This is a genomic window from Vibrio sp. 1641, from assembly GCF_033339995.1.
Lineage (GTDB): Bacteria > Pseudomonadota > Gammaproteobacteria > Enterobacterales > Vibrionaceae > Vibrio > Vibrio alginolyticus.
On sequence record NZ_JAWOVP010000012.1, the window covers coordinates 1 to 26,395 of the forward strand.

General features: G+C 43.3%; 32 protein-coding genes. 14 read left to right on the top strand and 18 right to left on the bottom strand.

From position 1 onward, the window contains the following. A partial coding sequence (locus R7Z47_RS18760) for a helix-turn-helix domain-containing protein (RefSeq protein ID WP_318130416.1) occupies positions 1–469 on the top strand: 469 nt, incomplete at its 5' end. A gap of 260 nt (positions 470–729) precedes the next feature. On the opposite strand, the gene R7Z47_RS18765 is transcribed toward R7Z47_RS18760, so the two are convergent. Continuing rightward, positions 730–1,488, bottom strand: coding sequence for an EAL domain-containing protein (locus R7Z47_RS18765; protein ID WP_225496979.1), 759 nt, complete (start codon positions 1,486–1,488; stop codon positions 730–732). Between the two features lie 825 nt (positions 1,489–2,313). Between R7Z47_RS18765 and R7Z47_RS18770 the strand changes: the two genes are divergently transcribed. Genes R7Z47_RS18770 through R7Z47_RS18780 form a run of 3 tightly spaced genes read left to right on the top strand, consistent with a single transcriptional unit; the run spans position 2,314 to position 6,198 of the window. Then, the gene (locus R7Z47_RS18770) at positions 2,314–3,999 is read left to right on the top strand and encodes a CHASE domain-containing protein (RefSeq protein ID WP_318130419.1); all 1,686 of its coding nucleotides are present in this window, start codon (positions 2,314–2,316) and stop codon (positions 3,997–3,999) included. Further along, a complete protein-coding gene (locus R7Z47_RS18775; RefSeq protein ID WP_086609928.1) occupies positions 3,996–4,424 on the top strand; it encodes a response regulator in 429 nt (142 codons plus the stop codon). The genes R7Z47_RS18770 and R7Z47_RS18775 overlap by 4 nt, the downstream gene beginning before the upstream one ends. Positions 4,425–4,440: 16 nt before the next feature. Further along, positions 4,441–6,198, top strand: coding sequence for an EAL domain-containing protein (locus tag R7Z47_RS18780; RefSeq protein WP_318130426.1), 1,758 nt, complete (start codon positions 4,441–4,443; stop codon positions 6,196–6,198). Between the two features lie 628 nt (positions 6,199–6,826). Here R7Z47_RS18780 and R7Z47_RS18785 read toward each other — a convergent pair. Beyond that, positions 6,827–7,141, bottom strand: coding sequence for a hypothetical protein (locus R7Z47_RS18785; RefSeq protein WP_237284032.1), 315 nt, complete (start codon positions 7,139–7,141; stop codon positions 6,827–6,829). A 485-nt stretch (positions 7,142–7,626) separates the two neighbouring features. Beyond that, positions 7,627–8,424 (bottom strand): hypothetical protein, encoded by a 798-nt coding sequence (locus tag R7Z47_RS18790; RefSeq protein ID WP_064369710.1) that lies wholly within the window; start codon positions 8,422–8,424, stop codon positions 7,627–7,629. Positions 8,425–8,660: 236 nt separating this feature from the next. On the opposite strand from R7Z47_RS18790, the gene R7Z47_RS18795 reads away from it, so the two are divergent. Then, on the top strand, positions 8,661–8,894 hold the full coding sequence (locus R7Z47_RS18795; RefSeq protein WP_213963499.1) for a TA system antitoxin ParD family protein: 234 nt from the start codon (positions 8,661–8,663) through the stop codon (positions 8,892–8,894). 161 nt (positions 8,895–9,055) lie between these two features. Here R7Z47_RS18795 and R7Z47_RS18800 read toward each other — a convergent pair whose 3' ends face one another. The 10 genes from R7Z47_RS18800 to R7Z47_RS18845 form a co-directional block, all read right to left on the bottom strand. Next, the gene (locus R7Z47_RS18800; protein WP_213963500.1) at positions 9,056–9,478 is read right to left on the bottom strand and encodes a hypothetical protein; all 423 of its coding nucleotides are present in this window, start codon (positions 9,476–9,478) and stop codon (positions 9,056–9,058) included. 178 nt (positions 9,479–9,656) lie between these two features. Next, entirely contained in the window at positions 9,657–10,079 is a 423-nt protein-coding gene (locus R7Z47_RS18805) for a hypothetical protein (protein ID WP_213963501.1), read from the bottom strand. Positions 10,080–10,147: 68 nt separating this feature from the next. Then, entirely contained in the window at positions 10,148–10,390 is a 243-nt protein-coding gene (locus tag R7Z47_RS18810; RefSeq protein ID WP_213963502.1) for a hypothetical protein, read from the bottom strand. Positions 10,391–10,399: 9 nt separating this feature from the next. Beyond that, positions 10,400–10,759 carry an ASCH domain-containing protein gene (locus R7Z47_RS18815; protein ID WP_045608339.1) on the bottom strand — a complete coding sequence of 120 codons (360 nt, stop codon included), beginning with the start codon at positions 10,757–10,759 and terminating at the stop codon, positions 10,400–10,402. Positions 10,760–10,781: 22 nt separating this feature from the next. After that, positions 10,782–11,468: a glycosyltransferase family 25 protein gene (locus R7Z47_RS18820; RefSeq protein WP_213963503.1), complete on the bottom strand. Its 687-nt coding sequence runs from the start codon at positions 11,466–11,468 to the stop codon at positions 10,782–10,784. A 12-nt stretch (positions 11,469–11,480) separates the two neighbouring features. Then, positions 11,481–12,227 (bottom strand): hypothetical protein, encoded by a 747-nt coding sequence (locus R7Z47_RS18825; protein ID WP_213963504.1) that lies wholly within the window; start codon positions 12,225–12,227, stop codon positions 11,481–11,483. Between the two features lie 185 nt (positions 12,228–12,412). Then, complete coding sequence (locus R7Z47_RS18830; RefSeq protein WP_213963505.1) at positions 12,413–12,661, bottom strand: hypothetical protein; 249 nt, start codon at positions 12,659–12,661, stop codon at positions 12,413–12,415. 219 nt (positions 12,662–12,880) lie between these two features. Continuing rightward, on the bottom strand, positions 12,881–13,384 hold the full coding sequence (locus R7Z47_RS18835; protein ID WP_212668993.1) for a hypothetical protein: 504 nt from the start codon (positions 13,382–13,384) through the stop codon (positions 12,881–12,883). Between the two features lie 118 nt (positions 13,385–13,502). Then, positions 13,503–14,042, bottom strand: a complete 540-nt coding sequence (locus tag R7Z47_RS18840) for a helix-turn-helix transcriptional regulator (protein ID WP_169629026.1) — start codon at positions 14,040–14,042, stop codon at positions 13,503–13,505. Positions 14,043–14,553: 511 nt separating this feature from the next. Further along, a complete protein-coding gene (locus tag R7Z47_RS18845) occupies positions 14,554–16,329 on the bottom strand; it encodes a P-loop NTPase fold protein (protein ID WP_318130438.1) in 1,776 nt (591 codons plus the stop codon). 155 nt (positions 16,330–16,484) lie between these two features. Here R7Z47_RS18845 and R7Z47_RS18850 point away from each other — a divergent pair, with 155 nt between their 5' ends. Then, positions 16,485–16,694 carry a hypothetical protein gene (locus tag R7Z47_RS18850; protein WP_318130440.1) on the top strand — a complete coding sequence of 70 codons (210 nt, stop codon included), beginning with the start codon at positions 16,485–16,487 and terminating at the stop codon, positions 16,692–16,694. Here R7Z47_RS18850 and R7Z47_RS18855 read toward each other — a convergent pair. Continuing rightward, positions 16,691–17,059, bottom strand: a complete 369-nt coding sequence (locus tag R7Z47_RS18855) for a hypothetical protein (RefSeq protein ID WP_180790734.1) — start codon at positions 17,057–17,059, stop codon at positions 16,691–16,693. The genes R7Z47_RS18850 and R7Z47_RS18855 overlap by 4 nt on opposite strands. A 509-nt stretch (positions 17,060–17,568) precedes the next feature. On the opposite strand from R7Z47_RS18855, the gene R7Z47_RS18860 reads away from it, so the two are divergent. From R7Z47_RS18860 to R7Z47_RS18895, 8 genes are all read left to right on the top strand, one after another. Next, positions 17,569–18,012 (top strand): hypothetical protein, encoded by a 444-nt coding sequence (locus R7Z47_RS18860; RefSeq protein WP_318130445.1) that lies wholly within the window; start codon positions 17,569–17,571, stop codon positions 18,010–18,012. Between the two features lie 31 nt (positions 18,013–18,043). After that, positions 18,044–18,577: a PadR family transcriptional regulator gene (locus R7Z47_RS18865; RefSeq protein ID WP_054866672.1), complete on the top strand. Its 534-nt coding sequence runs from the start codon at positions 18,044–18,046 to the stop codon at positions 18,575–18,577. After that, the gene (locus R7Z47_RS18870) at positions 18,574–18,762 is read left to right on the top strand and encodes a hypothetical protein (RefSeq protein WP_104968909.1); all 189 of its coding nucleotides are present in this window, start codon (positions 18,574–18,576) and stop codon (positions 18,760–18,762) included. Before R7Z47_RS18865 ends, R7Z47_RS18870 begins: the two co-directional genes overlap by 4 nt. Positions 18,763–18,906: 144 nt before the next feature. Further along, positions 18,907–19,572: a Ref family recombination enhancement nuclease gene (locus R7Z47_RS18875; RefSeq protein ID WP_318130448.1), complete on the top strand. Its 666-nt coding sequence runs from the start codon at positions 18,907–18,909 to the stop codon at positions 19,570–19,572. 97 nt (positions 19,573–19,669) lie between these two features. Continuing rightward, positions 19,670–20,302, top strand: coding sequence for a hypothetical protein (locus R7Z47_RS18880; protein WP_318130451.1), 633 nt, complete (start codon positions 19,670–19,672; stop codon positions 20,300–20,302). Continuing rightward, entirely contained in the window at positions 20,295–20,618 is a 324-nt protein-coding gene (locus tag R7Z47_RS18885) for a hypothetical protein (RefSeq protein WP_318130453.1), read from the top strand. Before R7Z47_RS18880 ends, R7Z47_RS18885 begins: the two co-directional genes overlap by 8 nt. A gap of 3 nt (positions 20,619–20,621) precedes the next feature. After that, positions 20,622–21,773 (top strand): hypothetical protein, encoded by a 1,152-nt coding sequence (locus R7Z47_RS18890; protein ID WP_318130455.1) that lies wholly within the window; start codon positions 20,622–20,624, stop codon positions 21,771–21,773. Then, a complete protein-coding gene (locus tag R7Z47_RS18895) occupies positions 21,770–22,279 on the top strand; it encodes a hypothetical protein (protein WP_318130458.1) in 510 nt (169 codons plus the stop codon). The genes R7Z47_RS18890 and R7Z47_RS18895 overlap by 4 nt, the downstream gene beginning before the upstream one ends. A gap of 388 nt (positions 22,280–22,667) precedes the next feature. Here R7Z47_RS18895 and R7Z47_RS18900 read toward each other — a convergent pair whose 3' ends face one another. The 4 genes from R7Z47_RS18900 to R7Z47_RS18915 all read right to left on the bottom strand — a co-directional run bounded on the left by R7Z47_RS18900 (position 22,668) and on the right by R7Z47_RS18915 (position 26,388). Further along, complete coding sequence (locus R7Z47_RS18900; protein WP_318130461.1) at positions 22,668–23,909, bottom strand: NRAMP family divalent metal transporter; 1,242 nt, start codon at positions 23,907–23,909, stop codon at positions 22,668–22,670. Between the two features lie 69 nt (positions 23,910–23,978). Then, positions 23,979–24,941 (bottom strand): biotin-dependent carboxyltransferase family protein, encoded by a 963-nt coding sequence (locus tag R7Z47_RS18905; RefSeq protein ID WP_213868194.1) that lies wholly within the window; start codon positions 24,939–24,941, stop codon positions 23,979–23,981. Beyond that, positions 24,938–25,657 (bottom strand): 5-oxoprolinase subunit PxpB, encoded by a 720-nt coding sequence (gene pxpB / locus R7Z47_RS18910; protein ID WP_318130464.1) that lies wholly within the window; start codon positions 25,655–25,657, stop codon positions 24,938–24,940. Before pxpB ends, R7Z47_RS18905 begins: the two co-directional genes overlap by 4 nt. After that, positions 25,654–26,388 (bottom strand): 5-oxoprolinase subunit PxpA, encoded by a 735-nt coding sequence (locus R7Z47_RS18915; RefSeq protein ID WP_269129201.1) that lies wholly within the window; start codon positions 26,386–26,388, stop codon positions 25,654–25,656. Before R7Z47_RS18915 ends, pxpB begins: the two co-directional genes overlap by 4 nt. Between the last annotated feature and the right edge of the window lie 7 nt (positions 26,389–26,395).

Below are 26,395 nucleotides of genomic sequence, written 5' to 3' on the forward strand. Positions count from 1 at the left end.
GCAGTTCCTGCGTGAAGATCTGTTTTTCCGGTTATCGCATTTCCCATTAACGATACCGCCACTGCGAGAACGAGGCGATGATATCGTCGGTCTGGCCAAGCACTTTATTGCGCACCGCAACGCCAATGAGGCAAAAACCAAAACGATTCTTGACTCTGCGATCCAAAAAATCGCTGTACACAATTGGCCAGGTAATGTCCGTGAGCTCAAACACACAATCGAGCGCGCCTTTATTTTGGCTGATGACACCATCCGAGATGAACACCTGATCTTCGACACACCACCATTGGAAACAGGCACCAGCATCCAAGACCTTGTTCCGGCGGGCGTCTCGCTAGAGGAGATCGAGAAAGCTGCCATTATCAATACCCTTGAAGAGAATCAAGGCAATAAAACGGAATCAGCGCAGGAGTTAGGCATTAGCGTGAAAACACTCTATAACAAACTCGAAAAGTATCAAGACGAGTAATTTACTGTGAGCAAATTATGAAACACCTACCATTGTATTGTTATGGTAGGTGTCGAACTAAGACGACACTTCAGCAATTTAAAAGTTTAAAAGGGTCTGTAGAGCGTTCGAGTACTATTTATCAATCGTTAACCCGAAAAAATAGAAATTCCAGTAACGTTGCTCGTAGCCAACAGCAATCATAGGCTTAGTGACTTTTTATTGCCCCTAGAGTGTTGGATGCCACTTAGTCATCGGGGGGAATAAGGCTTTCCTATTACCTAGATAAGCAACCTAAAATTAGGCGGCGGTAGGCATTCAAAACCTGGCGATGCAATCAAATAACCTTGAACTAAATCGATATCCAAGGACTGGAGAAATGTCATTTCTTCTAGAGTTTCTACTCCTTCAGCCAATACGGAAACTCCAAGCTGCTGAAACATACTGACGCAGTTTTTAACAATAATTTGACGACTAACAGAAGAGTTAATGTCACGAATTAACCCCATATCAAGCTTAGCAACATTGGGTTGAAGGTCTGCTAATAAACTTAAACCGGAATGACCAGCACCAAAGTCATCAATGGCGGTTAAAAAACCAAGCTTTTGATAGTACTCGACAATATTTTTCAGATGTTGAGTATCTTTTATTCGCTCTCCCTCTGTAAACTCGAACATAATTTTGCTAGTTGGGAAGTTATATTTTTTAGCTAAACGCAACGTAGTTGCTAAACAGCGCTCTGGCTCATAGACTGCATTGGGTAAAAAGTTGATGCTTAAGACAGAGTCTAAACCCAACTCTGCGGCTAATTGTATCGCTTTGGATCTACACTGCTGATCAAAGCTGTATTTATTCTCTGCATTCACTTGAGACAAGACAGAATAAGCAGATTCATTTGTCACCCCTCTAACCAAAGCCTCATAACCAAAGACTTGTTGCCTTTTTAGGTCCCAAATAGGCTGAAAAGACATGCTGAAATCACTAAATTTTACTTTTCGACATGTACAATAATCACATTTAGCTTTGGGCTTTATATCCATCTCTTGAACCATATCCCTTTAAACCTTCACGATTTTAACGCCCTTTTTGGGTAAACTAAGGGTAATATATCAGCCTATGACGTTAACTACGGTACATTGAGATCTCATAATTGGTTTTTAATAAAAATACTTCTCCACTAATTTCGTATAACTTCATTTCAATTCCTTGTATATTAAGCTTTGTGATCAATAACTAAAAATTATAACGACGTATCTGATTAAGCCGGTTGGAAAGTACTTCTGTAGAAGTTAAGTTAGATACCCCCGACTTTGCTACAGTTATTTTCAAACTATGTCAAAGTCTACGCTTCTTGTTTGTATCGCTCTTTTTTACCTTCCCTTACCTCTACCTTAGCCTTAAACCTCAAGGCTAAGGTAGAGGCCTAAAAAATTTATTTAGTGCGGTATTCAGTACTAAGAGGAAGACAGAATCGGCGTGGTCAATGTTCGACTATCCCTTCCTCATCCCCCCTAAAGCTCAGAGAGTTACGGTTGCAAGCCCGCTAGTCACTTATTTTTTAATCATGAAACCGTGGTCACTAATGATAAGACTGCTCAGACCATGGCGACTTGTTTTCGCGTAACCTATTGAAGAAACGAAACCACCCATAAAACCAAACAAGAAAACATAAAAAAAAGAACATATTTGCATATAATTTAATAATCAATTATGTTGATTTACATATAATAATTACAAAGGTCAGTTAAATTTTGACGATAACTTTATTGACTCAACGGGCAAGTACACTCCATTGGTATCATTGGCTTGTACTTTTTTTGTCAGCCGTGCTCACTCTTACCGCTTGGGCGGTAACCTCGAGTCAGGTGGAACAAAAAGCAAAAACTCAATTTGATTTTCAAGCCCATCAGTTGGTCGAACTCGTACAAGAGCGGATGTCGAAATATGAGGAGGCACTGCTCGCAGGAGTGTCCGCCTTACATATGTATCAAGCGCCTGCCTCAAGAGCAGACTGGAAAATTTTTGCTGACCAGTTTGATGTCCCTCGACACTTTCCAGGCATCAACGGTATTGGTGTTATTCACTACGTTCCTGATAACAAAATAAAGCGGTATTTAGAATGGCAAAGAAAGCAACTGTCTGAATATGTGCCGCATCCAGCTCGAACTGCTTCCGAATATTGGCCTATTACCTACATTGAACCAATGCAAAATAACCTAAAGGCCGTGGGACTAGACATGGCACATGAAAACAACCGATACACCGCAGCCAAAAACGCCAGATTAACAAATACAGCCACCATCACTGCTCCAATTACCTTAGTTCAAGACTCAGAAAAGGCGCCGGGGTTTCTGTTTTATGCCCCCTGGTTTTCTGATGAAGTTCCTGAGTACTACGGTGATGCAAAAGATGGTTTCTTAGGTTTAGTTTACGCCCCATTTATTGTAAATAAATTGATGAACGGGACTCTCTCTGGAGAGAAACGACTCGTGAACTTCAGTCTCTATGACAATCAAGAATTGCTGTACAGTGATCTTAATGTGTCAAACGTGAGCCATCATTCAGATCCGCACTTTACACAAACTCTAGAGTTGAATATATACGGTAGAGTTTGGACCTTCGTTATTCAAAGTTCGCCGTTGTTTGAAGCGCAGCAAAATACCACTCAACCTCTGCTTATTCTTGTCTTCGGTATTATCGTGGATGTCTTGTTATTTATCCTATTTCTCATGTTGGTTCGTGAAAAAGATCGAGTCGATGAGTATGCAAAGCATTTAACCAAAGATTTGCAATTGCGCACAGACAAGTTAGAAACGGTCACAAAAGACCTTCAAGTCAGAAATCAAGCATTGCAAGAGGCAAATAGAGAACTTGATCAGTTCGCCTATGTCGCCTCTCATGATCTGAAAGCCCCTTTACGCGGCATTTCCCAGCTAGTGACTTGGTTAATCGAGGAATTATCGGAGTTTTTAACCCCTCAAACAGAACAATATGCGTCTTTGCTGAGCAACCGCGTGCAGAGGTTGGAAAAACTGTTGGATGATTTACTCGCTTACTCTCGTGTGGGGCGTAAGCCTGGCCAGCTAGGGAGATTTAATCTCGAGCAATATTGTGAAGAGACATTAGAACTGATTTCTCCCCAACGTAAGATCTCTTTGGTTTGCCACAACCATATCGGAGAGTTTGAGACATTAACTACACCTCTTGAATTAATACTTCGTAATTTAATCAGCAACGCCGTCAAACATCACCACAAGGAAATAGGAACCATTTATGTCTCAGGAGAGGATATCGGAGACATGTATCAGTTTGTGGTTGAAGATGATGGACCAGGGATCCCAGAACAATTCAGGGAGAGAGTGTTTGAATTGTTTCATACCTTACAACCGAGAGACACTGTTGAGGGAAGTGGTTTAGGTCTTTCTATTATTAAGAAAGTTCTGGATTTATACTCATGCCATTATTCTATTGACTCTAGCTCACTCGGAGGATGTGCTTTTCGTTTCTCATGGCCCAAAAATAACCCCGTACTCGTTAAGGAAGCCTCATGACATCCCCTGAATGTAAACCTGTTAATATTCTCTTAGTTGAAGATGATGATATTGATGCAATGGGCATCGAGCGAGCACTCAACACTTTGAAGTTACTTAACCCTATTTACCGAGCTAGAGATGGAATAGAAGCCTTAGAATGCGTGCGAAATGGGGAAATACCTCCCCCTTGTATTGTGCTTCTCGATTTAAACATGCCTCGAATGAATGGACTTGAATTTCTTGGTGAAGTGAGAAGAGATGATGAGCTCTGCTCTCTAGTGATTTTTGTGCTAACCACCTCGAGAAGAGATGAAGAAATTACGGCAGCGTATGAAAAAAATATCGCAGGTTACATGGTCAAATCTTCGGTGAGCCAGGACTTTAATGAAGTTCTTGCTTTTTTAGATAACTACTGGCGCATCGTAGAATTACCAGTTCAATGACTCATGGCGGCAGCATATGAAAGTATTAATTATTGATGACGATACCATCGATAGACTTGCAATTAAGAAAACATTGCGTAGTACAGATTTGCCTATCTCGATAATAGAAGAAGCGCAAACTGCTCATGAAGGGTTAGACAAAGCCCTTAAACAATCTTTTGATGTGATTTTACTGGACTATCAACTGCCACCATCAACGGGGATGGAAGTGCTCATTGCACTCAAATCAAATTCGGATTTTTCCACGTCTATTGTCATGCTCAGCCATAGTAATGACGAAGAGTTGGCTTTGAAATGTATTGAGATGGGTGCTCAAGACTTCGTGATGAAAAATGAAATTTCTTCGATCCGCTTGAGAAGAGCGATTATCATCGCAACTGAGCGCTACTTTTTAGAGCAAAAGGTACTCGAGACTCACACTCAGCTAAAACAACTGGCTGAGACTGACACGTTAACAGGGGTATTTAATCGACACTTTTTTGATGAGCGCTTAAAGAAATTTTTACTCATGGCTTCACGCAGTCAAACACCTTTAGCGCTCTTGCTCATCGATGTGGATCGTTTTAAAGACATCAATGACCAATATGGACATATCACGGGAGATCATGTTTTACAGGAAGTAGCACAAAGACTTCAATACAACACTCGAGATAGTGATTCTCTATTTCGTATAGGAGGTGACGAGTTTGCAGTGATTGCAACTAACTTAGCGTCTGAAGAGCAGGTTGACTTAATTGTACGACGTATACTCTCTGCGTTTGAAAGTAATTTCAACATTGACCAGCAATGTATTGAGGTTTCAATTAGCATCGGGGTAGCCAGTTATCCTGAGTGTGCATCAAACTCATTAGAGTTGAGAAAGTGTTCAGATATCGCGCTATACAGGGCAAAAGAGAAAGGTCGAAAACAGGCACAGTACTATTCTAAAGCCTTTCATGATACGGTTGATCAACGTTTACGCATTGAAAGTAACCTTAAGCAAGCCATACAAAAAGAGGAATTCGAATTACATTATCAACCTCAATTTGACAAATCAATGCGACTTGTTGGCGCCGAAGCGTTGATTCGTTGGTATCATCCAGATCTAGGCTTCGTCCCACCAGACGTATTTATTCCAATTGCAGAAGAGTCTGGGCTCATTGAGAATATTGGTGAATGGGTGATTGAAACGGCGATTAGGCAAATGTCGATATGGCGAACAGCATGCTTCTTTCCTGAGTCTTTTACGTTAGCAGTGAACCTTTCTCCGAAACAACTATCCGCTCCTCAACTGGTCGAAAGGGTTGCTGCATTTTTGCATTTGTATGGAGTCGGTGCATCTCACATTGAGTTTGAAATTACTGAAAACTGTTTACTCCCGAAAGGCAACGCTTCGAAAACGTTAAACGAGCTCAGTCGGTTAGGTATTCAAATCGCCATTGATGATTTTGGTACTGGCTATTCATCCTTATCTCATCTCAAATATTTTCCAATCGATATTATCAAAATTGATCGCAGCTTTTTAAAGGATATCGAAGTTCACACTTCTCGGCAGTTGTTTGAAGCCATCTGTGCATTTGCACGCTCACTTAACTATGAGATTATTGCTGAGGGAATAGAAACTCCTGAGCAACACAGAGCTTGTAACTCTATGAATGTGTCAAGAGTTCAAGGATTTAAATACTCCAAACCACTTACCGTAGAGAGCTTTGAAAAGAGGTATTTACTCAAAGTTTGGAGAGAGGGGGGAGGAAAAGAGATCCGCACCGTCAGTTTTGGACACCGAGTTAAGTAAGTTGGACCGCCACCGATCTCCTAGACAAATTTCGCCTATTCTTGGAATTTACCCCCGTAATACCCCCGTAATACAACACGGGGGGTTACCTAGAAGAATGGATAAGTTTTTGTAGGGGAAAAGCCCATGAAAAAGATGTGAACGAGTGAAAGGTCTACCAAATAATGGGGCATAAAAGAGTTAGAGCCTAGCCTGGCTAGACCTTGAGTCGAACAGTGACAGATTGTCATCCAGATTAAACCAAACCTCTATTTCATGCGGTGACTTTGTTTTTGCTCGCTGATTTTGTCGGTAATTTTTAGCTTGAGCATCATACGTCTTAGGCACAGGTTGGACGCCTTACAATATGTATCCAAAAATACTAATCAAAGATTTCAGTAGGGCAATAGAGACTATCAAAACCAAGCATAATCGGAGCAATTTATACTGAGTATCTATTTCAATTAATGTCGTAATATGCATTGATAACCCATTATGCCAACAATATATAATTTCAATAGACCAACAAATTATCGCTAGATATAAGAAAATATCAGAAAATTCATTTCTAATGAGAAAAAGAATGAAAAATATAAATGTAAAAAAAAGTAGTATCTTTCGTACGTTCATATATGTTAGCTATAATTGCCTAACCTAGGCAGTCTAGTTTCTGACTTACAGCACTTGGAGAGTAATCATCAGCATGCTTACCTGCGAATGCTTTCAATGTCTCAAGAGTATCTTGGCCAAAGGTTTTACCGAAGGCTCTCGCAAGCATTATATCAGACATTTTCCCACCAATGAGTGAAGCGGAGTCATCTTGCCATACATCTCCATTTGCCATGTCTTTTGCTAGGTCAGCAACTGTCAAAGCATTTACTAATGGAGCGTAAGATACAGCTTCTGAAATCACTTCTACTCGCTCTTCAGCAATATCAACTTGAGTCTCGGCAATCTCTTCCATATTTTTTCCCATAACCATTGCCCAATTATTAAACCTAAGTCATTAACACTGGCTCGGGTAACGTATCCCAACGAATTTATGTGTAACTAAAAAGAGTCGCCTTAGTGCGACTCTTTTGTTTTATGGCTTTGCTAGCTTTTCATTCGTACTGTCTGACGAGATTTAAGGTCAAGGAGCAAATCACTTCGTGAAGGTAGGCAAATAATTGTTTATCAAAAAAATCAAATAGAAGCCATTTAATACAGAAAACGAAACATCAAACCTTGCGCTTAACTTCCTCTTAAGCCAAGGCAGTTCAAACAAGGAAACTAAAGCGCAACATACCAAAGCTTGTAATGTTGTATCTAAGCGAGTTAATGAAAACATTATTAGGACTATCGCCAAATATAAGAACAACCACGCTCTTTTCTTAAAGTAGTCATTATGACGTAGGCAAATAAACTGTATTACTACAATCAAACAGGCAAGCAAAAATTGTACGTGCATTAGTGCCTACCACTGTCGGTTTCGCAGGTACTTTTGTGACACTGGGAGCAAACTGCTGTCAGCGATTTGTTGACGGCTGCCATTGCAATTGGCGTTACAATGGCTCCCGCGCCAGTTGCGAATATAGTTGCGCCTAATCCAGCGGTCACACCACCAATAAACATCCCTCTCACGATGTCACCACCACATGCTTTGTCTGCATCCCACGCGCCTAATCCACCAGCTCCAGCACCACCTATAATTGCTGGCAAAACGGTTCCCCAAGCTCTTTGATTGTATTTAGAGCCAAAGTCATCAAGAATCCCTCCCATATAAATAGAAGACTCAAATGTTATTTCTTTAACCCTAAATGGCGGCACTTCCTTCCCCTTTACTTGAGGCAAGTTTGAGAGGTTAGATTGATAATTACGTTTGGTTTCTTTCCCATTCCTCTCGCTACCCACTACCAATGCATTGCTCGTGCGATAGAACGCTCCATCAGTCTCAGTTAACAGAAATACCGTCGATGAAATTCCAAATGATTCAAAGATACTCTGCCCTTCTATCTTAAAGACCTTTCCTTTATTTGGGCCTAAAACAGATACGTAAATTGGCGTTTGCATAAGGTTTACCACTTTCTGATACGCGGTTCCTACAACACAATATTCATAACCTCTTGCGACATGGTTTTTACGATCTTTCCAGCCTAATGGAGCTACATTACATAATGGCCCATTAGGTTCAAAAAACTGTTTTCCTGCTTGGGTAGTACCTGCGAACAATATTAAAAACAAAACAACACAAATTTGCTTTAACACTTACTTTTCCTTTTATAGATATGTATTAAATCATTGATTGCAATTGCAAATGAGTATTGTTATCAATTAATGATGAATATGCAACAGCACAAACTTAATTAATTGAAATTCATGTTAATGGTCACACAATAATTCACTTGACAGATATGTCGCGGGAAATCAGTGTTTAACCAATTGATACACCAGTTAAACCGCAAGATAATTGGCGCACCTTTGACGAATGGAGGCGAGTTTAAGTGACGACGACTGTAAATCTAGATAGCCAATTGGTCGCTTCGGCTCAGGCTAATGCAGCTAACCGCAGTGTGGCAGAACAAATCGAGCATTGGGCGAATATAGGGAAGGTGATGGAAGAAAACCAAGATTTGCCTTATGAGTTTGTACGCGAGTCGCTGGTGGCGCGAGACGAAGTGAAGAACGGTGATGTGACCGTCTATCATCGTAAAACCAACAAACCATATAAATACTAAAAAGAGTCGCCTTGGTGCGACTCTTTTGTTTTGTGGGGTTGTTAATGTTTCTTTCGCGCTGTCAGACGCGATTTTAGCATTGTTCACGTCACTATGAGATATCACCACCAGCGCAAGCAGAGCTCGGTTTTCTTGGAGTTTTTGGTCTGTTTTCATCGTCATTATTGAATCTGTAACGGTACATTAAGGAACGTAGCCAGCTCTTGCGCCATTTGCTCATCAACAAGGTCATGCCAATAGGTAAATCCATTGAACGTCATCGAGAAACGAAACAGCTCAGTAAAGTGGTCTGTTACCTCAAATTCTACGTTCACATCCTGCGGCGCGGTAACTGTGCCAGCTCCGTATAGATTCAGCAGCCATGTTCCTGTTAATGGGTTAGGCTTCACCAGTAGTGCCTTATGGCCACCAGCAAAGAACAGAGTAATGCGCTCGATGCCTGATTCCTTGGCCTCTCTATCTTCTTGGGCTGCCCGTTGTCTTTCTTGGGCTAGGTTGAACTTGTCCATGACTTTTTCTAGGCGGTCAGGTGTCATGCTGGTTAGCTTGTCGAGTACCTTGTCCAAATCAATCTTGTCGTTCACGTTGTTTTCCTTGCTGGTGGCGTTGTTTGAGCTACACATTAACAGCAATTGGCGGGTAAAAGTAGTTGTTGAATCAGGGTTATAGGTGTAATAATAGCAAATATCGGAGAGTCACTACCGTTAAGTGTGAAGTTAAAAAAATAACACCGCCTCGATGGGCGGTGTTTTGCTATTTGGCTTATAGTGCGTTTGAGGTCATTTCTAATAATTCTTTATACCTCTCATTGAATTTGGTGGCCGTAAATTGACTACCTAGAATCTCAAATGGTTTTTCTGATTTAAATATGTTTAGTAGGTATTCTTTGCCCGCTTTTGTTTTGGGTGCGTAAACCGCTACCCGCGCACTAGGGCATGACTTAATCATGTTTACCAGTCTGCCGTTAATCTCCAATTTCATGTCCACATCGTCGAAATCAAAACAATCCTCGGCGCGACCAAAAGCCAAGTCATGCTCGCCTACATTAGCTGTTATGTTTAAGTCTGCCGATGCAGCTATGATCATTGCATTCTTGCGCTCCCAAGTAAGTGGGTTTATATCTGCTGCATTGGCTAACGTAGGAAATAACATAGCCAACGATAAGAGTAATTTGGTTTTCTTCATTGTTTACCTTGTCACTGATTAGTTATTGATATGACCACCAGCATAGTGCCACTGGTGGCGCTTGGATTTTAAAGTAGAGCGACCGACACTTCGCTATTTCTTGCTCTCTTGACCGCCTTGGCCATTTCTTCCTTAGTTGTCGCGTAGCTGTCATAGAACTGGTCAAATTCCACGGTGTTAGGGTCGAAAGGGTTTTCCATACCGCAGCCAGATTGCGCCACCATGCGCCCTAGTTCCTCGGCTGTGTCGTACTCAAACACATAGCCTTTGTACTCGATCATGTATTTGCATTTCTTCCACCAGCGAGCCATTTTCAACTCCTAGATATTTACCCAAATTACAGCGCCTACCTTGTGCTCATAAGGAATTGGTTCAATGCGCTGTACGTTCTCCAAAACCCAAGGGCAACGCCATTTAGCCAGCTCAGGCATAGCGTCATAATCGACCTTATGTTTATCAAAGTTGGCCATCAATTCTGCATGCGATAGAGGCTCTAAAGAGTCGGTTAAGTTCGCTAGGCCAACGATTAAACCAGTGCCCTGTTCAATTAGGGCAATGGTGCCTCGGATTTTGGTTTTGGTAGAGCGCATTTCCCAAACCTTTAAGCCAGCGAGGATAAGATGAATCCACGGCTTTCTTATGATCAATGCGCGTGTAACTTCAATGCCGTTGATTAACATGATTGGTCTTTGAAGCTTTCCGTTAGTATTGGTACTTGATTTTGTTGATTGCTCTGAATAGCAGATTAAGCGGATTGTAAGACGCTTTGCCTCGCCTCACGTTCGCTATGCTTGTTGCGTTGCTACGTCTTATGGCTACGCCAATATTGCTGACAAACCCAAACAGGCCGGATAACTTAGGCGTACCCATCCAGCGGTCTACAGGTAAAACCATGCCCGTTTTGTTGAGCATCGATAGCAATACGTTGGCTCGACGCGGAGTTATGCCATAGCAGCGAATTGGAAACGCCTTTCGCAATGGAATATCGCTAAACAGTGTTGGTCTATCTGGATGCAGCTTGAACTCGTAGTCGGTAAAGGAAACGAGGCCGCAATTGTTGATTTGGTTGCGCACTTCGTCGCTTAGTAATATCGATGCGTCACGAACGAAATCAGCGCTATCCTCGATGATGATCCCCGCTTCACCAGATTTGGCAATGCGTTCCCAAGCCATAGCGTGTGTTTTGAATGCGCCGAACTCGCCAAGCATTAACGCTTTCTTTCTATAGCGCAGCGATTTACGGGCGTATTTCGCTTCTAGTTCCTTTAAGGCTTCCGTGCCTAGTGATTCCACAAATTCAAAGTTAACGTCCTTAAGTAACTGTTTCATGAACTTAACTCTTTCCTTGTTCATGGTCGTTAGTACGTAAATTTTTATTTGCTTATTCACGGTGATGCTCTCTTACAGGTAGTTCTCTCTCAGTGCTAAGGTTGTTTTTTCGGTATTGGTGTACGTGTTGCTCTCTGCATCAAAGGCGATTGCGCCAGCGTCCACCAGCTCATTAAGCTCTTTCTCTGTAGCGGGTTCGTCTAGGTCGAGTAATGTTGGGTGCCAGCCATCGTCACGTTTAGCCATCTTTGAACCGTTATCGATAAACACCAACCATTCCGCTTGTCGGCTGGTGGTGTTGAAATGCTTCGCTAGCGACTCGATACGGGTTTTGTAATAGAAGTCGGCCTTAAGGGTTGATGTGTTGCGAATAAGCGCGCCAACCGTTGCAGGATCGCTTTGAGTTGGCGTTGAGTAGCGCATGTATATGTTTTCTCGGGTTTGATTCAAGATTTGCTCATTAAGCTCTACACCGCCCTCCGCTGCGATTCTTCGGATGAGCCCGTCTAAGTCGCCATCTGGTGCGTCAATTTGAATAGCAATCCAGCTAATTTCCTCGGCTTGTGTTGCGTTGTGCTTATCAGGTTCGCACTGAATTGCCAGGCTACCGTTGATCTTAGCTTTAGGGTCAAACTCGATAATGTCATATGGTTTGTTGCTGTCGATTAACTTCGGCTCTGGATGGTAAAGGCTGTTGCCTTTAGGTAGGTACTCGACCGTGCAAAAGCCTAGTGTGTAGTTGCCCTCTTGGCCGACTTGTTTGGAGTATCGGCGTAGGTCAGCAGAAAATGTGTAACGTCCAACTTTATAGACAATCATTAGGTAACTCCCGTTTCTAAACATCCCCTTTAACTACAAAGGGATTAGGAACGAAATTAATATAGCACTTCAATTTTAAATTCCGAACACATTTATTATAAAGAGACATAAAATATGCTCATTTTATAAATCTCTGTCTATTTTTGAGCCAAAAAAAGGCGCACCATTAAGGCGCGCCGTGTGGGTTAGGTTGGGAAGTTGACCACGATTGGGATTATTAACTCGGCGTAGTCACTTAGAACCATTAGGAACAGGCCAAGATCAACGTATAACACTAGCTTTCGCAGTTGTTTGGTTAACTTGGTCAGGTCACTAACCAGTTCTTTGGAGGTTTTGAATGCTTCGATAGAAAGTTTAATTCTTTCAATGCGTTCAGGTGTGGCCAACTTATAAACCGCAATGGCCATCGCGATAAGACTTGATATAGTTATCATGCTTTTCTTTCTTTAATCTAAAGTTAGAAAATCGAAATACGCGCGTCAATGGCCAAGCAAAAATAGTTGAAAAAAAGTGTCCAGCACTGGTCAAAAGTGCCTTAAAAATCAAAAATTGGTGGGTTAGTTTCAGTTCTATAGAGAAATGAAACTAAATTGAATAAATTCCGAACAGAATAACCAATGAGTTGTTCGGTTAGACCGAACAAGTGGAATATATTATTCCCCGTTAATACCTAACTTAATTGATACGCCTAACACGTTCGCCAGCGAGATAAGCGAGGATAAAGATGGGTCATTAGGTGGCTGTAAGGTGTTATCCATACCTTTGGCCTTGGCAGCGGTAGCTAAAGCTTCTGCAATAATCTCGGGTTCACCAGTGCTTGCCGCTTCATCAATATAGGCTTGGATAGTCTGTTGGTCGGTTGAGTATTCGTATGGCTCTAACTCTTTTAATTGAGAGATTGCATGATCACTCTCGCTATTGGTCACACGGAGCACAATAAGACCACTCACTTGATTAACTTGCTGTATCGCGCTTTGAACGGCTTCGCCGTATGAGTCAGCTTCTCGGTCGAACTCGATACGAACATCGCTACCAGATGCAGATACGGTGCAATCATTGGCACCAATCTCAAAGAGCGCATTAGATAGCTCGCAAAGCGTATCTTCGTTCATGTTGCCTTGGAACTTAGCGGCCAGTGAAAAATCAAATCCTTTCAATCATTAATCCTCTTTTTAAGCAATTAGTGGCATTTTAGCTTCAACCATAAAAAAAGCCACCAGCGATACGCTGGTGGCAACTGAGACTTTATTACTTTATGGGTATTATTAGGTTAGTTTAGATATTGATGAGTAGGTTTGCGTACTTATCGCTATTCTTCATCAATCTGGTTTCTAGGTGATGGTTAATTACATCCATCATACGAGCGCGTTCTACTAGCTCGCTAGTAACTTTGCCCTTTTGGTATAGCCAATCTGCTATGTCGCTAAGCCTCCAAAGAGGATCTTTCTTTGAAGCTTTGCGTACTGGCACAGGGAAGCCGCCGCCGCCAAATGTGCCCTTTTTGTATTTTGCTAGTGTGCTTTTCTTAACTCCGGTGAACTCCGCAGCTTCGCCCAAACTCACAAGGTCGCCCTCAATAGAGATAACCTGCAAGTTGTAGCCATCTACCGACTCCACATCCTTGATTGCTTGTGTTACAGCTTGAGCAAAGGAATCTGCCTCTCGCTCAAATTCGATATATAGCATTTCATCAACAGACATAACCGCAGCGTCAGAGCAAGCGCCCTCATACAGTTTGCACGATACGTCGAGTAAATCGTTGTCGTTCGTGATGTTGATATTGCCGATGTTTAGAGTGAACTCATAGATACTCATCGAACTCTCTCTCCGTATCACTGATACTTAATTAAATAAAAAATCGAGACTTTTAAAATCCCCTTGAGCAGTCAAGGGGATTGATATTACTTACACTGTTTTACAGCTTTTCTAATCCGCTTAGCCCACCAAAGTCGTTTGCTTGGGATGGGGGTAGACGGTACTGACATTCGGTGACATTTGTTTTTGTGGGTGCATTTGAGAATCCCTGCTGGATGCCCTTTGCTTAACTCCCAAATCCAACCAGCTTTAACTGCTTCGCTGATTGCCTTACTAATGTCTTTATCTGTATGGTACTTGCCGATAGATCACCTCATAATGTAATTGTTAAGTCTCAGATTTTTAAAGAACGTGGGAATAAACTCACCCCCAACATCCACAATTGTACCTATTCGGATTTAAATGTCAACAATTGTGCCTATTTTTATTCTCCATGCACAAAAAAGCCACCGTGCTGGTGGCTTAATGAGAGGCGATGACAATTGAAGAGAACTGGACATACCATCCTTTGTCAAGACGAACCGCCCCCCCCTGACTTTGACTCCAAATTATTGCCAAGCCGCTCATGAATTGAGGATATTTTAGATGCGAGCTCAGTTAAAACTCCTAATTTAGCCCCGTAAGATAATCTTTCTCTTTCATTCTCGATGCACTCACAAAGCAGGGCAAGAGCGTCAAGCTCTTCCGAAAGAAAATCCTCAATATTGCTAAAGTCATAACGTCGATACATGAAACTAGAAAAGTCATAAAGCTCCCCGCTTGACCAATTTGTTATCATCTGATCAAAATCTTTCTTTTGGAGGTGTTGTAGGAAAGGTTTGGAGCCGTACTTTTGTTCGGTAACTTCAACACAGCTCTGCCAAGACTGCACTAACTGCTCTCTGTAGACTGCCATTTCACTGGCTTGCATACCAGTAGCTTTATCGCGTAAAAATTCAGATATTGCGTTTCGCAAATGACTGTCGTGTACATAGTATCCGATATCTCTACAAAGCATATTCACATGCGCTGTTGACTCAAATATGAACTTATCAAAAACTTTCTTGATATTAGAAACAAACTCGTCGAAATCATATTCTATATACCTGTTTTCTATCATAAAGGAATAGGCACTACAGGCTCTACACCAATTGACAAAGTCCGTTGGTTTTGGGTTGTCTATGTATTGCTTAAATCTTGACAGCCGCTCTGACAACCACAAGTCGTCATGTCTACGAAACTGATAATCCAATATTTCTTGAATGTCATCAGTTGCTACAGGCAACTTCATCTCGGTTTCTAAATCTTTAAACCTGTTATCATAAGCTGCTATATATCTTACGTGGCTATCGGTGGTGTGAGGCCTAAGAGGATGGATTAAACTTCTGAGCAACTCTATCCTTTTATCTAGCTCAGTTTCCCCCTTTTTTTTCCTATGGATGAGTGGATTTTCATCTAGGGCTTGCAAGACCTCGTCCAAGGAAAATTCATGATGGAAGATAGCGAAGCATGTCGCTAGTGATGTAATAAGATTGTGTTTATCGATTTGTCTATAGTCCAGTTCATCCTTTCGAATAAAGAGATTACTTATGGCATAAAAACGATCTATAGCGCGCCTAATTATGCGAATATTATCTACCTCATACTTGCGAAGCATGTCTTCAATAATTTGCTTCGCCTCATTTGGTAAGGTCTTTTCTTCAATATAGATTTGATCGACAACTGACATTAAATCGGTAGGAGTTCGACTTAAGTGCACTATGTCACTAAACACTTTTTCGATGTCTGCCTTCTTCTCTATCTTTCCCTGATTTCCAATGACAACGATTTTTATATTCTTATTTTCACATAGGTTTAAGCATTCGCCCAATATCTCTGACTTTACATTCTCGTTAGAAAGGCGCTCTAGATCGTCAATGAATAATACTCGATCATTCAACTGATTAAAGTAATGTTGCTTTACAATTGAACCAACATTACCAAGCGCTTTCCCTACCCCTCTAGTTCCCTCTAGTGTTTGCATTACAAAATCGCCTACACCACTATAGCGCTTTGCGAACCACCCTGTTTGTTCATTACGACTGTACACAAGAGAAAGCAGTCGAGTTTTAAAATCATCCAGATCCGAAACACCGTATAAAGAGAGGTAATGACCCTTATGTGTGGCTTTGTACTTATTCTTCAAATAGGGCATCAAGGTCTGCTTTACAAAATACGTTTTACCAACTCCCCAGTGCCCATCTAGCAAAACTATGCTTGGAAAGCTAGATTCTTGGAGCAACTTATAAATACGTTCCTCAATTTTCATTGTCAACCTTGTAAAATTAGAGCTATTCGTAGATCTAACCATAGATAGATAATTCTAGATATGCAGTTGATAACATTTATTAATTAAATTTCATAATAAATGAATCGAGCCACCAACATTACTCATGGTGGCTGATATGTATTTGTCAATCGCTGGTGGAACTAGAACAATTGCTGTTGTTCACTGCCGCTTTTCTTGCCATACCAGAGGGTGTAATTGTTTCTATCTCCGCTGGCATGAACTCCGTTGGCGTTCATCTTGTAAACCGTGTTCAAGACAACGCCATGTATCCTGGCAAACTCCGAATTGCTTCGGAAATTTGCCTTAATAAATTCGTCCAATGGGTAGATCGTCAGCATCGTTAAAACTGTTCTGCGTACAGCTTTGTCATCTTCAGAAGGTGGCTAATATTGCGTAGCTGTTGATCGTGGGTTTCTTGCGTTTGGTCATCGTCCAAAATCAATGACTGGATGGAGACATCCCAATCAATGCCCTTTTTTTCAATCAAGTAAACCGCATCAGCTAGATAGGTTAAAAATTGATATTGAGAATCAATCTCCGTGTAGCTTTCTTTTGCTTTGTAAGTAATCTCATCAAAATAAGCAGAGAGTGAATCCCAAAACTTAACACTGCTACTTGCTGTCGTTTTCATCTCATAAAGATGACCGACACGTAGTTTGCTGTCAGTGAAAAGTCGTTTTAGCTGGTGGGCGTATGTACCTCTCTGCATTAGCACCATATCAGGGTTAATTAGTGGATTAGTGCTGCAAAATCCGTGAATTAGATTCATTTCTTAAACGGATCCGACTGTTTGCTTGTGGCGTAATCTAATCCCATTTTTGGATTGCGGCAACAACCTTTAATTCCGAACACGAAAATCAATATCAATATGTATTTTTTTGATATTAAGAGGTAAATTAGCTATTGCATATCTTAATTTTGATGTGATAGCCTCACGCACCATTCCGAACACGCTTAATCATTTGTAGAAAATGACCATAAAAACGTTCAATACCAGCAAAGGCACTATTGCCCTGTCTAACCACGGAGCAACAGTATCGATGGCCATTAGCCGCAACGCTAGCGCGGTAGCGAACGTGTGTGTGAGTTGGGTGTTAGGGAGTGCAGATGAGGCGAAAGCCTTTATTGAGGGCGCAGACGAAAAAGCGATACGAAATGAAATGCCTCGCTTTTCCATGTGTGCAGATGTGGTTAAACAACTAGACAAGGCACTGGCCAATGGCAATTCCAAAAAACCAGTTGAGCCTACTCATAGAGCTTATGGAAGCTCTACCGCTAGATGGAACGGTCTACGAAATGCCACTACAAGTAGAGTTTATCCCGCACGATGAAATCTACATCGGCTATTTCGATACGACCGTCATTGACCGCATGCAAGGGCTAGGAATTATCACGTTACTTGGGGTGCATGATGATGAGCGACAAGCTATCAAACTCAATGAGCGTGACGATTTTCTAGCAAGCTGGTCGGCGGGAGTGAGTGAGGCTCGCAACGGCTCAGATCTGCATTATGCAGACTACAACAACAACCAATATGCGTTTACTGCCGGATACGAGCACTGGCACAACCGCAACAAAAAGGCGTTAAAGGGAAGACTTACGCATTACTCAACAAGTAGAGAGTATCTCTGTCATGGATTTATTGACGAGGATACGGGTTAAATTTGGCATCAATAACAAAAGGTAACTAACTATGACTTTGGGTAATCTACTTCTAGCAATTCTTGAACAGAGAACACAAACAGGCTATGACCTAACAAACCGAACTATGCCTGAATCTGGCGCATGGCAAGCTAGCCACCAGCAAGTGTACCGCGAACTCGGTCGCATGACCGAAAAGGGTTTAGTGTCACACGAAATTGAAGCGCAAGACGGTAAACCAGACCGCAAGAATTACAGCTTAACTCAAGATGGCGAGCGTGTTCTTAACCTTTTACGCAACGAATCTACATGCGATGACCTGTCTATCATTCGTAGTCCTGCATCGGTGATGCTGGAAATCGGCAGCGAGACTTACTTCAAGTCGTACATTGAAAAACTCAATCAAGAAATCACTCAACTTAAAGAGAAGCTGAACGCGCACCAGAAAGAGAAAGGCGTGTTCTGTGACAACTTCACACTGCATGTAGAGCGCGACATTGATATGCGCAAAGCAGAGCTTAAGTTTGCCGAACGTTCACTGTCTATGATCACTTCCTCAAACATTGCTACGGAGAATGCTGCGTGAAACCTCGCAAAGCCGTTTATCTTTTAGTTGGCTCGCCAGCGCTTAAACGAGCCAAAGAGTGTTTAACTCGAAATCAGCCTTGGGACTACGAGGGCAAGCTCATGAAGATCGTCAGTTTGGGGCAACGGATGCGTAACGATGACGGCAAGCCATGCCATCGGGTTTTGATTGAGAGTTACTTTTGATAGGTACAAAAAAACCGCGAATAAACGCGGTTTTTTTGCGGCTGGCCTTAGCAAACAGTTCGAATCAGCAAATTCGAGTTACCAGCCTTTTCATGTTCCACCAGCAAATGTGAAACAAGAGCAAACAAATAGTAGGTGTTTTTAATGGCTTTGACAATAGCAGAGAAACTTCAAAGACGACGAGAGAAGCAAAAACAATCAATGGAACGGGCGCGCGCAAAGCAAATCGCCAAGATGAATGACCCCGAGGAACGGGAGAAGCGCTTCAAAAAGCAATTACAGCAACAAGAGCGTCAGCGCCAGCGACAAATCGAGCGCTTAAATGATCCCGAATACCAGAAAAAGCAGCGTGACAAACAACAACAGCGTCTCGAGCGCCAAAAGGCGAAGCCTGTAGCGAAGAAACCGACCAAAAAGATCGCCAGTAAGGGATTGAAAGGTCGAACGCCTACGACAGAGGAAAAGCGCATTATGGATGCCATTGGTCGCTTACCGTGTATTGCGTGTTGGCTGCATGGCCGAGAGAATCCGGTGATTTCCTTGCATCATGTGTTTGGTCGTGTTGGAGAACGGGCGCATGCGTATGTATTACCCTTGTGTTGTTATCACCACGACACGCTACTGGAAGCGGATAAGCGCGCTCAGTATCCCGATATGATACCTATCCACGCAAAAGGGAAATACGGCGGCAAAGCGCAATGGAAGATCCACAACGGTACAGAGACAGAGCTGTTGTTTAAGGTCTATAAGCTGGCGGGATTGCCATTTGAACTGCTCGAAAACATTTACCCACAACATTCCGAACATTAGTTAATATAAAAATCATTAACAGGGCTACAAAACCTAGTTAATGGTGTTAAACTGACCAAGACTCCCCATCTTAAAAAGCGCGCTTAGAGGTCACAACATGGCACGAACGCGCATAGCTGTTCTTACTCTATCATCTGGCCAGCCACGACTTATGCTTGCTGGTGTAGATGATGGTCAACTCCATATCATCGAATGCCAACAATTAGAGCGCTCATTGATGAGCCTTAAGCTGACTTTGCCCGAGAAGTTAGAAAAGCTCAAAAAAGGCGGTTTTATTGTGCTGGTGGACGAGGTTACGCCCTACTTTTCGAAGTATGGGCGCGCCGTTCGCCTGTCCGAACTGGACGCAAAAGGCAGACCGATCATTGTGTCGGCAATGGAAGCCTATAACTATCTCACATCCCTAAACGCTATCACCTACCCGCCTAACGCTGGTGGCCGCTTCGAAGTGTCGCCATCCATCGTGGAAGAAGTACGGGGAACCGATGGTAAGCCAACGTACAACATCGACTGGTCAGAACTGCGCCCTGACACCTACGCGCTCATGTTTGTGGTCTATGCGGCCACACAAGACAGTATTGGCGACACGATAACGCTTAAGAGCTTGTTTGACCTGTTACGCAAACCTAAGAAAGAGCCAGAAATGGCCTCGCGAGCAATGGGACTGTTCAAGGCTAAAACAGGGCTAATCGCAGACGGTAAGTATCGTATGGGAGGCGACTATGAGTAAGTTATCCCGCCTCTCAGCAGAGAACATCGAGGACGATATTCTACGGGCGCATTTCTTTGCCATCGTCATGGAATACGTCAACCGTTCGGGCAATACCGATCTCTTTGAGTACACCATTCGACTTGATGAGGTTTATCGTGCGGATCTCGTCTCTTACAGAGCTTACGCCACGGTTGAGCTTGATTGGTTGGTTAGTCTGGTCTGTGACGTAGACGACCCAACGAATCCGCTACCTGTTGGCGAAACCATCAAGCTTCCACCAGCATCTTGGGTGCGTCGTTCCATGCGTCAATTCATGGACGAAATGGGACTGTAACTTATGCCGAAGAAGTTTGAAGCGGAGAAACGGGATAACGGCTCATTTGCCAGCCTTGGCCTCAATGAAAAGCAGTTCAACCAGCTATTCAACAAGATTGAACAGGCGCAAAAGAGAAACCGCCGTAATGCCAAGCGAACGCTGACCGCCTCAACGCTGGCCAAGCCAACTAATAAGGCATTAAAAGCGCTAGGCGAAAAGGCTAAAGGGCAACGGTTTACCAAAGAAGACTTGATCAAGTTCGACAAGGCTCGCCAGCGACACAAAGAGGTCTATGACAGCAAGACAGCGGGTATCACCTACGCCTTTTTGGTGAAGAACTCGCGTCAAATCGACGTAGACCGTGCAAACAACCGTGTCGATGACGGTACAGGCATTCACAAGGCCACGTTGATCGGTATTAAGAACAATATCGCGCTTATTCGTGTCCGAGCATCAAGCGTGTCTCGACATGAAGAACACCGAGTAAAGGTGCGTTTTGAGCAGTGGGATGAACTACTACACGAACCGCCTAATGGGGATTACAACCAAGCGGTGCAATTGGCGTGTGCTGGCCGTATTTCCTTTGATTGCGACTGTGGCCGTCACCAGTATTGGTATCGATACTTGGCCACTATGGGTAACTACTGCATAGCGCCGCCTAAAGAGTTTGCTTTCCCGAAAATCCGAAACCCTGAATTGTCCGGCGTGGCATGTAAACACGTTCTCAAGGCGACAACCATGCTGCAATCGCTGGCATGGCAACGCATCTTGGCCAACCAAATGAAACAGCAAGCGCGCCGTGTTGGTTTTGGCTCAGATAACAAAACGTACTTGCTCAATGAGAACGAGAAGAAAGCTGCCGCACGTAACCGTAAAACGGTGGTGGATAAGGCCGCCGCTACGCGCGAACACGCGAAGTATCTACGCGCTCAGAAAGCAGTGGAAAAACAGATCGCCAAACAGAAACGGGAAAGCGAAACCATCAAGCGCCAAGCGCGCAAACTACGTAACGAGTCCAATGAGAAGAAAGGTTATATCGATATGATTAAGGTCGGCTTCCAGAACTTCCATGACGGCTACAAGCTGCAAGGGAAAACTAAGAGTGAAGCACTGACCGATTTCGCAAAGTTGATGAACGTAACACCAGGCAGATTAGAGAGAATCATCAAGTGAGTGACGTAGTTAAACCTGTAGTAAGAAAGGCTCGATACCAAGGCCATGAGCCCTTTAATCGCGTTTTAAGGGAAGATTGGATTAAGGCTATCAAACTATCACCTGATCACTTTGAAGCGTCCCTGTATCGCCCTATTGAGCCAGAATCGGCACCAACGGATGATAATTACCAAAGCGAGTCAGTATTAGAGCTAGAAACCAACCAAGACACGCTCACTTATAGCGATCCAGAGCTGGTGGCTTTGTTGGATTGTCCAGATGAGCAAGAGAACTTTTTCATGATGGATGATGGCGACGAAAACCTTGGCGAGTCCTTAGAGCCGCTAATGCTGCGTATTGCTTCGCACCATGTTCCTATTGGTAGTGTACTGGAATGGGATGAAGAAACCGCCGAGGGATTACGAACCGTGTGGTGGTACGTACATAAGGCTGTTGGCTATGGTACGGAGAACGTGGGCGTGATTTATATCTGCATACCACTGCGGGACTTTCATCAACTACTTTAATTAGTGACCTACTCACATAAAGCAATACAGTTTAACATTGCGGACCAAATGCAAACTGAACCTGATGGACAAGATTTCTAACCGCTCGTAACACATAGATGATCAAAGGTTAAATTGTACAACCTCATTTTTATTAACGTAATGCTCTATCAACGATCACCGTTGCTGTATTACATCAGGATAGTCTCTTTAGGTTAAGTGGGACTACGACGAAAGAACTCAAAGCCACAATATTATATTGTCTTGCTTTGCTTACTGTGAGGTTCACAAGCATCCCCATCACGAGGATTAGCAATTAATGGGTAACTAAAGGTTATGGCAAGTTATGGACTTCTTTCCCCCAAAAGTGCCCCACCAGGCATAAGCACGGTGGAGCCTCTATTAGTGTTTAGTCAAAGATCATAATAAACAGAGTATACAAGCTCATTGCAGCCATCATAATTGTAATCAACCAACCAAATACCGACATCCATTTTGGGTGCTTATAGCCTCCGACTATAGCTGACTTACGAGCAGCTATCAGCATAATGCTTAACGTAACGGGTAGGATAAATCCGTTCAATGCACCTGCAACAATCAATAGAGTGACTGGTTTACCAATAAAGCAGAAAATAAGGCTGGATGCTGCGATAAAACCAATAATGAAACCTCGAGTGTTGCGTTCAATAAAAGGGTGAAGCGTTTTCAAAAATGATACAGAGGTATATGCTGCCCCGATCACTGAAGTGATAGCAGCAGTCCAAAGTACCAAACCAAACAACTTGTAGCCAATGTTACCGGCTGCATGCTGAAACATTGATGCGGGTGGGTTTTCAGGGTCAAGGACAACGCCAGTACTTATAACCCCGAGCGCAGCAAGAAATAATATTACCCGAACGACAGATGCTAAGCTTATTGCAGAAATTGAACCACGGTTAACCTGTGTTAATGCTTCTTGCCCTGTCACACCAGCATCGATCAATCTGTGTGCGCCTGCAAATGTAATGTAACCACCAACAGTGCCGCCAACCAAAGTTACAATAGCCAATACGTTGATCTTCTCTGGCCAAACAGACCTATATAGCGCCTCACCAAAGGGGGGGGAGGTCGAAAACAAAACGTATAACGTCATGACTATCAGTGAAGCCCCCATCACGATGGTAAATCGGTCCATCTTTTTCGAGGCATCTTTTAATAAAAAGATACTGATCGCAATCACCGCACTGATCGCTGCACCTGCTACTGGTGTGATCTCCGGAAATAAAACGTTCATTCCCATACCTGCACCACCTAAGTTACCGATATTAAACGCCAATCCCCCCAACGCAACAGTACCTGCAATTGCAACCCCTAAACCAGGTAACAAATCATTTGCAATGTCTTGAGCACGTTTTTTTGAGACTACAATTACCCGCCATATGTTTAGTTGAGCGCCGATATCAAGAAAAATCGACACTAAAATAACAAAAGCAAAACTGGCGCCAAGTGTTTGAGTAAAGACGGTGGTTTGAGTAAGGAACCCTGGACCAACTGCAGAAGTCGCCATCAAAAAAGCAGCTCCCATAATCAATGACCAGTTAAACCCCTCTTTGGTTAACGGCCCAGAGGTCGAGTCGCTCACCTGTTGCCGTATCACTTTGTCTGTAGACATGTATTACTCCTGTAATTGTTACTCTTCAGCACCTATCCGAATGCTGCTTCTTCCATAATTTGATGAATATTAACCAGCTAGAGTTTGTTCTTGTCTCCACTTTTTCCCTACATAGCCGTGAAAAAAGTGCTGTTGAATCGAATGTTCCGCTTCTGCTTCATAGAGGTTTTTTTCAATAAACCGAATTTCAGCGCCCGGTTGGCATTGCGCTAGTTGGCTCAACCCTTTAGCTGTAACACAACCAATTTTCGGGTAACCGCCAATGGTTTGCCTGTCTCGTAGCAAGACAATCGGCTGCCCATCTGCAGGGATCTGGATCGCGCCAAGCGCGATCCCTTCAGAGATCAAGTTACGCCTCTGGCATTCGATGGGTTCACCAGATAATCGACATCCCATCCTATCCATTTGTGGTGTTAGGGTATAACTCGCATTGAAAAATCGCTGGCGTTGCTCAGGCGTAAACAAGTCATACTGATAACCAGGGATCACTTCCAAGGTCACTTGTTGGCTATATTGCGGTATAAACTGGGGCAATACTTGCTTGGTCGCCATTGGTTGACTTGCCGAGTATCGGATATAGTCCTTGGAGTTCAGCTTTTCACCTACTCCTTGAAGGCCGCCTAGCTCATCCCGAATGACAGTCGCACAGCTATTGAGTGGTGTAGGCACCTTGAACCCACCTTGAATAGCAAGGTATGCCCGCATCCCAGAACGAGCTCCTCGCAGTGCTAATTGGTCGCCCTGACGAACCGGATAAGACTGCCAGAATGCAATAGGCTGGCCATTCAATGTGGCCGCCATATCCGCGCCCGTTAAAGCAATGGTGGTTTCGGCATAGAATTCACAACTAAACTGCCCCATCGCAATCTCAATTTGTGCCGCATTACGGTCGTTACCTAACAGGCGATTACTCCATAAGAACGCATGTTCATCCATTGGCCCACCAGTACTCACCCCGATAGCCTGATGACCAAATCGACCAAGGTCTTGCAGTAGGCTCAACGGGCCAGCGGTTAAAATTCGTAGCGTCATGCCACCTCCCCATCCATCGCAATTTCTTCTGGCAACAGCACCCCACCCATGTCTAGGAACGTCGCCCTATCAATAGGCGTAAATGAAACTTGTGCCCCCATTTCAAACACCGTTAGATTCTCACGTTGGTAATCAATCAAACTAATGGGTGTTCGACCAATAATTTGCCACCCCCCCGGAGACTGCTTCGGGTAAATAGCCGTTTGCCGATCTGCGATAGCCAAGCTTCCGGATGGCACTTTCAAGCGAGGCGTTTGTTTGCGGGGAATTTCTATCCGTTTATCCGTATTACCTAAATACGCAAAGCCCGGCGCAAAACCAATCGCGTAAACGCGGTATGTAGCAGATACATGGATATTAACGACGTCATCAAAAGACAAGCCGGTATGACGGCAGATCTCTTGCGCATCCAGCGCAACTTCAGGCCCATAATAAACAGGTAGTTCAATACACCTTACCTGGTTCGCAGATAGCGAAGCACGGCTACATTCAATCAGAACCTTCTGTAAGCGCAGGTTAAATTCGCGAATTCCGATGGTGATCAAGTCAAAGCTAATTAATATCGAGGTATATGAAGGTACGATATCAACCACATACAATCCTAACTGCTCGCGGATGACAGGAATTGCTGCCGCGATCTGCTCAGCCGTTTCAGGACTGACCGAATCCGAAAAATACACCATCAACGTGTTTTCATTTACTGCAGAGATCTTCATTGGCGATTTAACCTCGCACTCAGAACTTGCGCCGTGGGCAACGATAATGCCCCATCACCATGAATGCATAAGGTATCGGCATGAATGGTAATTTTCTGTCCCGACAGCGAAATTACCGCTTGCTCTTCAATCAACATTAAAGCCTGCTGCTCTATTTGCTCAATCGTCGTAAGGCTTGAGCCTGATACAGAGCGCGGGGTAAGACGTCCGCTGTCGTCATAGGCTCTATCGACAAACGCTTCAAACCAAAGCTGAATACCGTAAGTTGCAGCTAGATCTTGATACCTCCGGTAATCCGGAACAGCCATAACAACCAACGGAAGATCAGAATTGTACTGATTAAGGGCAGAGAGCAGCGCGAGAAAAACGTCATCATCTTTCATCATCGCGTTATACAGTGCGCCATGAGGTTTAACATAACTAAGCACCACCGACTCACTCTGGCAAATAGCCTGTAGCGCACCAAGCTGATAAATAAAAAACGCGGCCAGCTCGTCTTTTTCCATAGCGATAAAACGACGGCCAAAACCTTGCAGATCTGGATACCCCGGATGAGCGCCAATAATCACACCATGCTGCTTTGCTAGCTGCACTGTTTTCTTCATCACCACAGGATCTGACGCATGCATACCACAGGCGATATTAGCCATATCTAAAAAAGGCATCACTTGCTCATCGCAACCTAACTGCCAAAGACCAAAGCTCTCACCCATATCACAGTTAATTTTCATGACGTTC

Excerpts from the sequence above, each read along its gene's own strand:
- R7Z47_RS18765 (WP_225496979.1), bottom strand. The coding sequence starts at position 1,488 with ATGGATATAAAGCCCAAAGCTAAATGTGATTATTGTACATGTCGAAAA.
- R7Z47_RS18775 (WP_086609928.1), top strand. The coding sequence starts at position 3,996 with ATGACATCCCCTGAATGTAAACCTGTTAATATTCTCTTAGTTGAAGAT.
- R7Z47_RS18780 (WP_318130426.1), top strand. The coding sequence starts at position 4,441 with ATGAAAGTATTAATTATTGATGACGATACCATCGATAGACTTGCAATT.
- R7Z47_RS18785 (WP_237284032.1), bottom strand. The coding sequence starts at position 7,141 with ATGGAAGAGATTGCCGAGACTCAAGTTGATATTGCTGAAGAGCGAGTA.
- R7Z47_RS18805 (WP_213963501.1), bottom strand. The coding sequence starts at position 10,079 with ATGAAGAAAACCAAATTACTCTTATCGTTGGCTATGTTATTTCCTACG.
- R7Z47_RS18810 (WP_213963502.1), bottom strand. The coding sequence starts at position 10,390 with ATGGCTCGCTGGTGGAAGAAATGCAAATACATGATCGAGTACAAAGGC.
- R7Z47_RS18815 (WP_045608339.1), bottom strand. The coding sequence starts at position 10,759 with ATGTTAATCAACGGCATTGAAGTTACACGCGCATTGATCATAAGAAAG.
- R7Z47_RS18825 (WP_213963504.1), bottom strand. The coding sequence starts at position 12,227 with ATGATTGTCTATAAAGTTGGACGTTACACATTTTCTGCTGACCTACGC.
- R7Z47_RS18830 (WP_213963505.1), bottom strand. The coding sequence starts at position 12,661 with ATGATAACTATATCAAGTCTTATCGCGATGGCCATTGCGGTTTATAAG.
- R7Z47_RS18840 (WP_169629026.1), bottom strand. The coding sequence starts at position 14,042 with ATGAGTATCTATGAGTTCACTCTAAACATCGGCAATATCAACATCACG.
- R7Z47_RS18845 (WP_318130438.1), bottom strand. The coding sequence starts at position 16,329 with ATGAAAATTGAGGAACGTATTTATAAGTTGCTCCAAGAATCTAGCTTT.
- R7Z47_RS18855 (WP_180790734.1), bottom strand. The coding sequence starts at position 17,059 with ATGCAGAGAGGTACATACGCCCACCAGCTAAAACGACTTTTCACTGAC.
- R7Z47_RS18860 (WP_318130445.1), top strand. The coding sequence starts at position 17,569 with ATGGCAATTCCAAAAAACCAGTTGAGCCTACTCATAGAGCTTATGGAA.
- R7Z47_RS18865 (WP_054866672.1), top strand. The coding sequence starts at position 18,044 with ATGACTTTGGGTAATCTACTTCTAGCAATTCTTGAACAGAGAACACAA.
- R7Z47_RS18875 (WP_318130448.1), top strand. The coding sequence starts at position 18,907 with ATGGCTTTGACAATAGCAGAGAAACTTCAAAGACGACGAGAGAAGCAA.
- R7Z47_RS18880 (WP_318130451.1), top strand. The coding sequence starts at position 19,670 with ATGGCACGAACGCGCATAGCTGTTCTTACTCTATCATCTGGCCAGCCA.
- R7Z47_RS18885 (WP_318130453.1), top strand. The coding sequence starts at position 20,295 with ATGAGTAAGTTATCCCGCCTCTCAGCAGAGAACATCGAGGACGATATT.
- R7Z47_RS18890 (WP_318130455.1), top strand. The coding sequence starts at position 20,622 with ATGCCGAAGAAGTTTGAAGCGGAGAAACGGGATAACGGCTCATTTGCC.
- R7Z47_RS18900 (WP_318130461.1), bottom strand. The coding sequence starts at position 23,909 with ATGTCTACAGACAAAGTGATACGGCAACAGGTGAGCGACTCGACCTCT.
- R7Z47_RS18905 (WP_213868194.1), bottom strand. The coding sequence starts at position 24,941 with ATGACGCTACGAATTTTAACCGCTGGCCCGTTGAGCCTACTGCAAGAC.
- pxpB (WP_318130464.1), bottom strand. The coding sequence starts at position 25,657 with ATGAAGATCTCTGCAGTAAATGAAAACACGTTGATGGTGTATTTTTCG.
- R7Z47_RS18915 (WP_269129201.1), bottom strand. The coding sequence starts at position 26,388 with ATGAAAATTAACTGTGATATGGGTGAGAGCTTTGGTCTTTGGCAGTTA.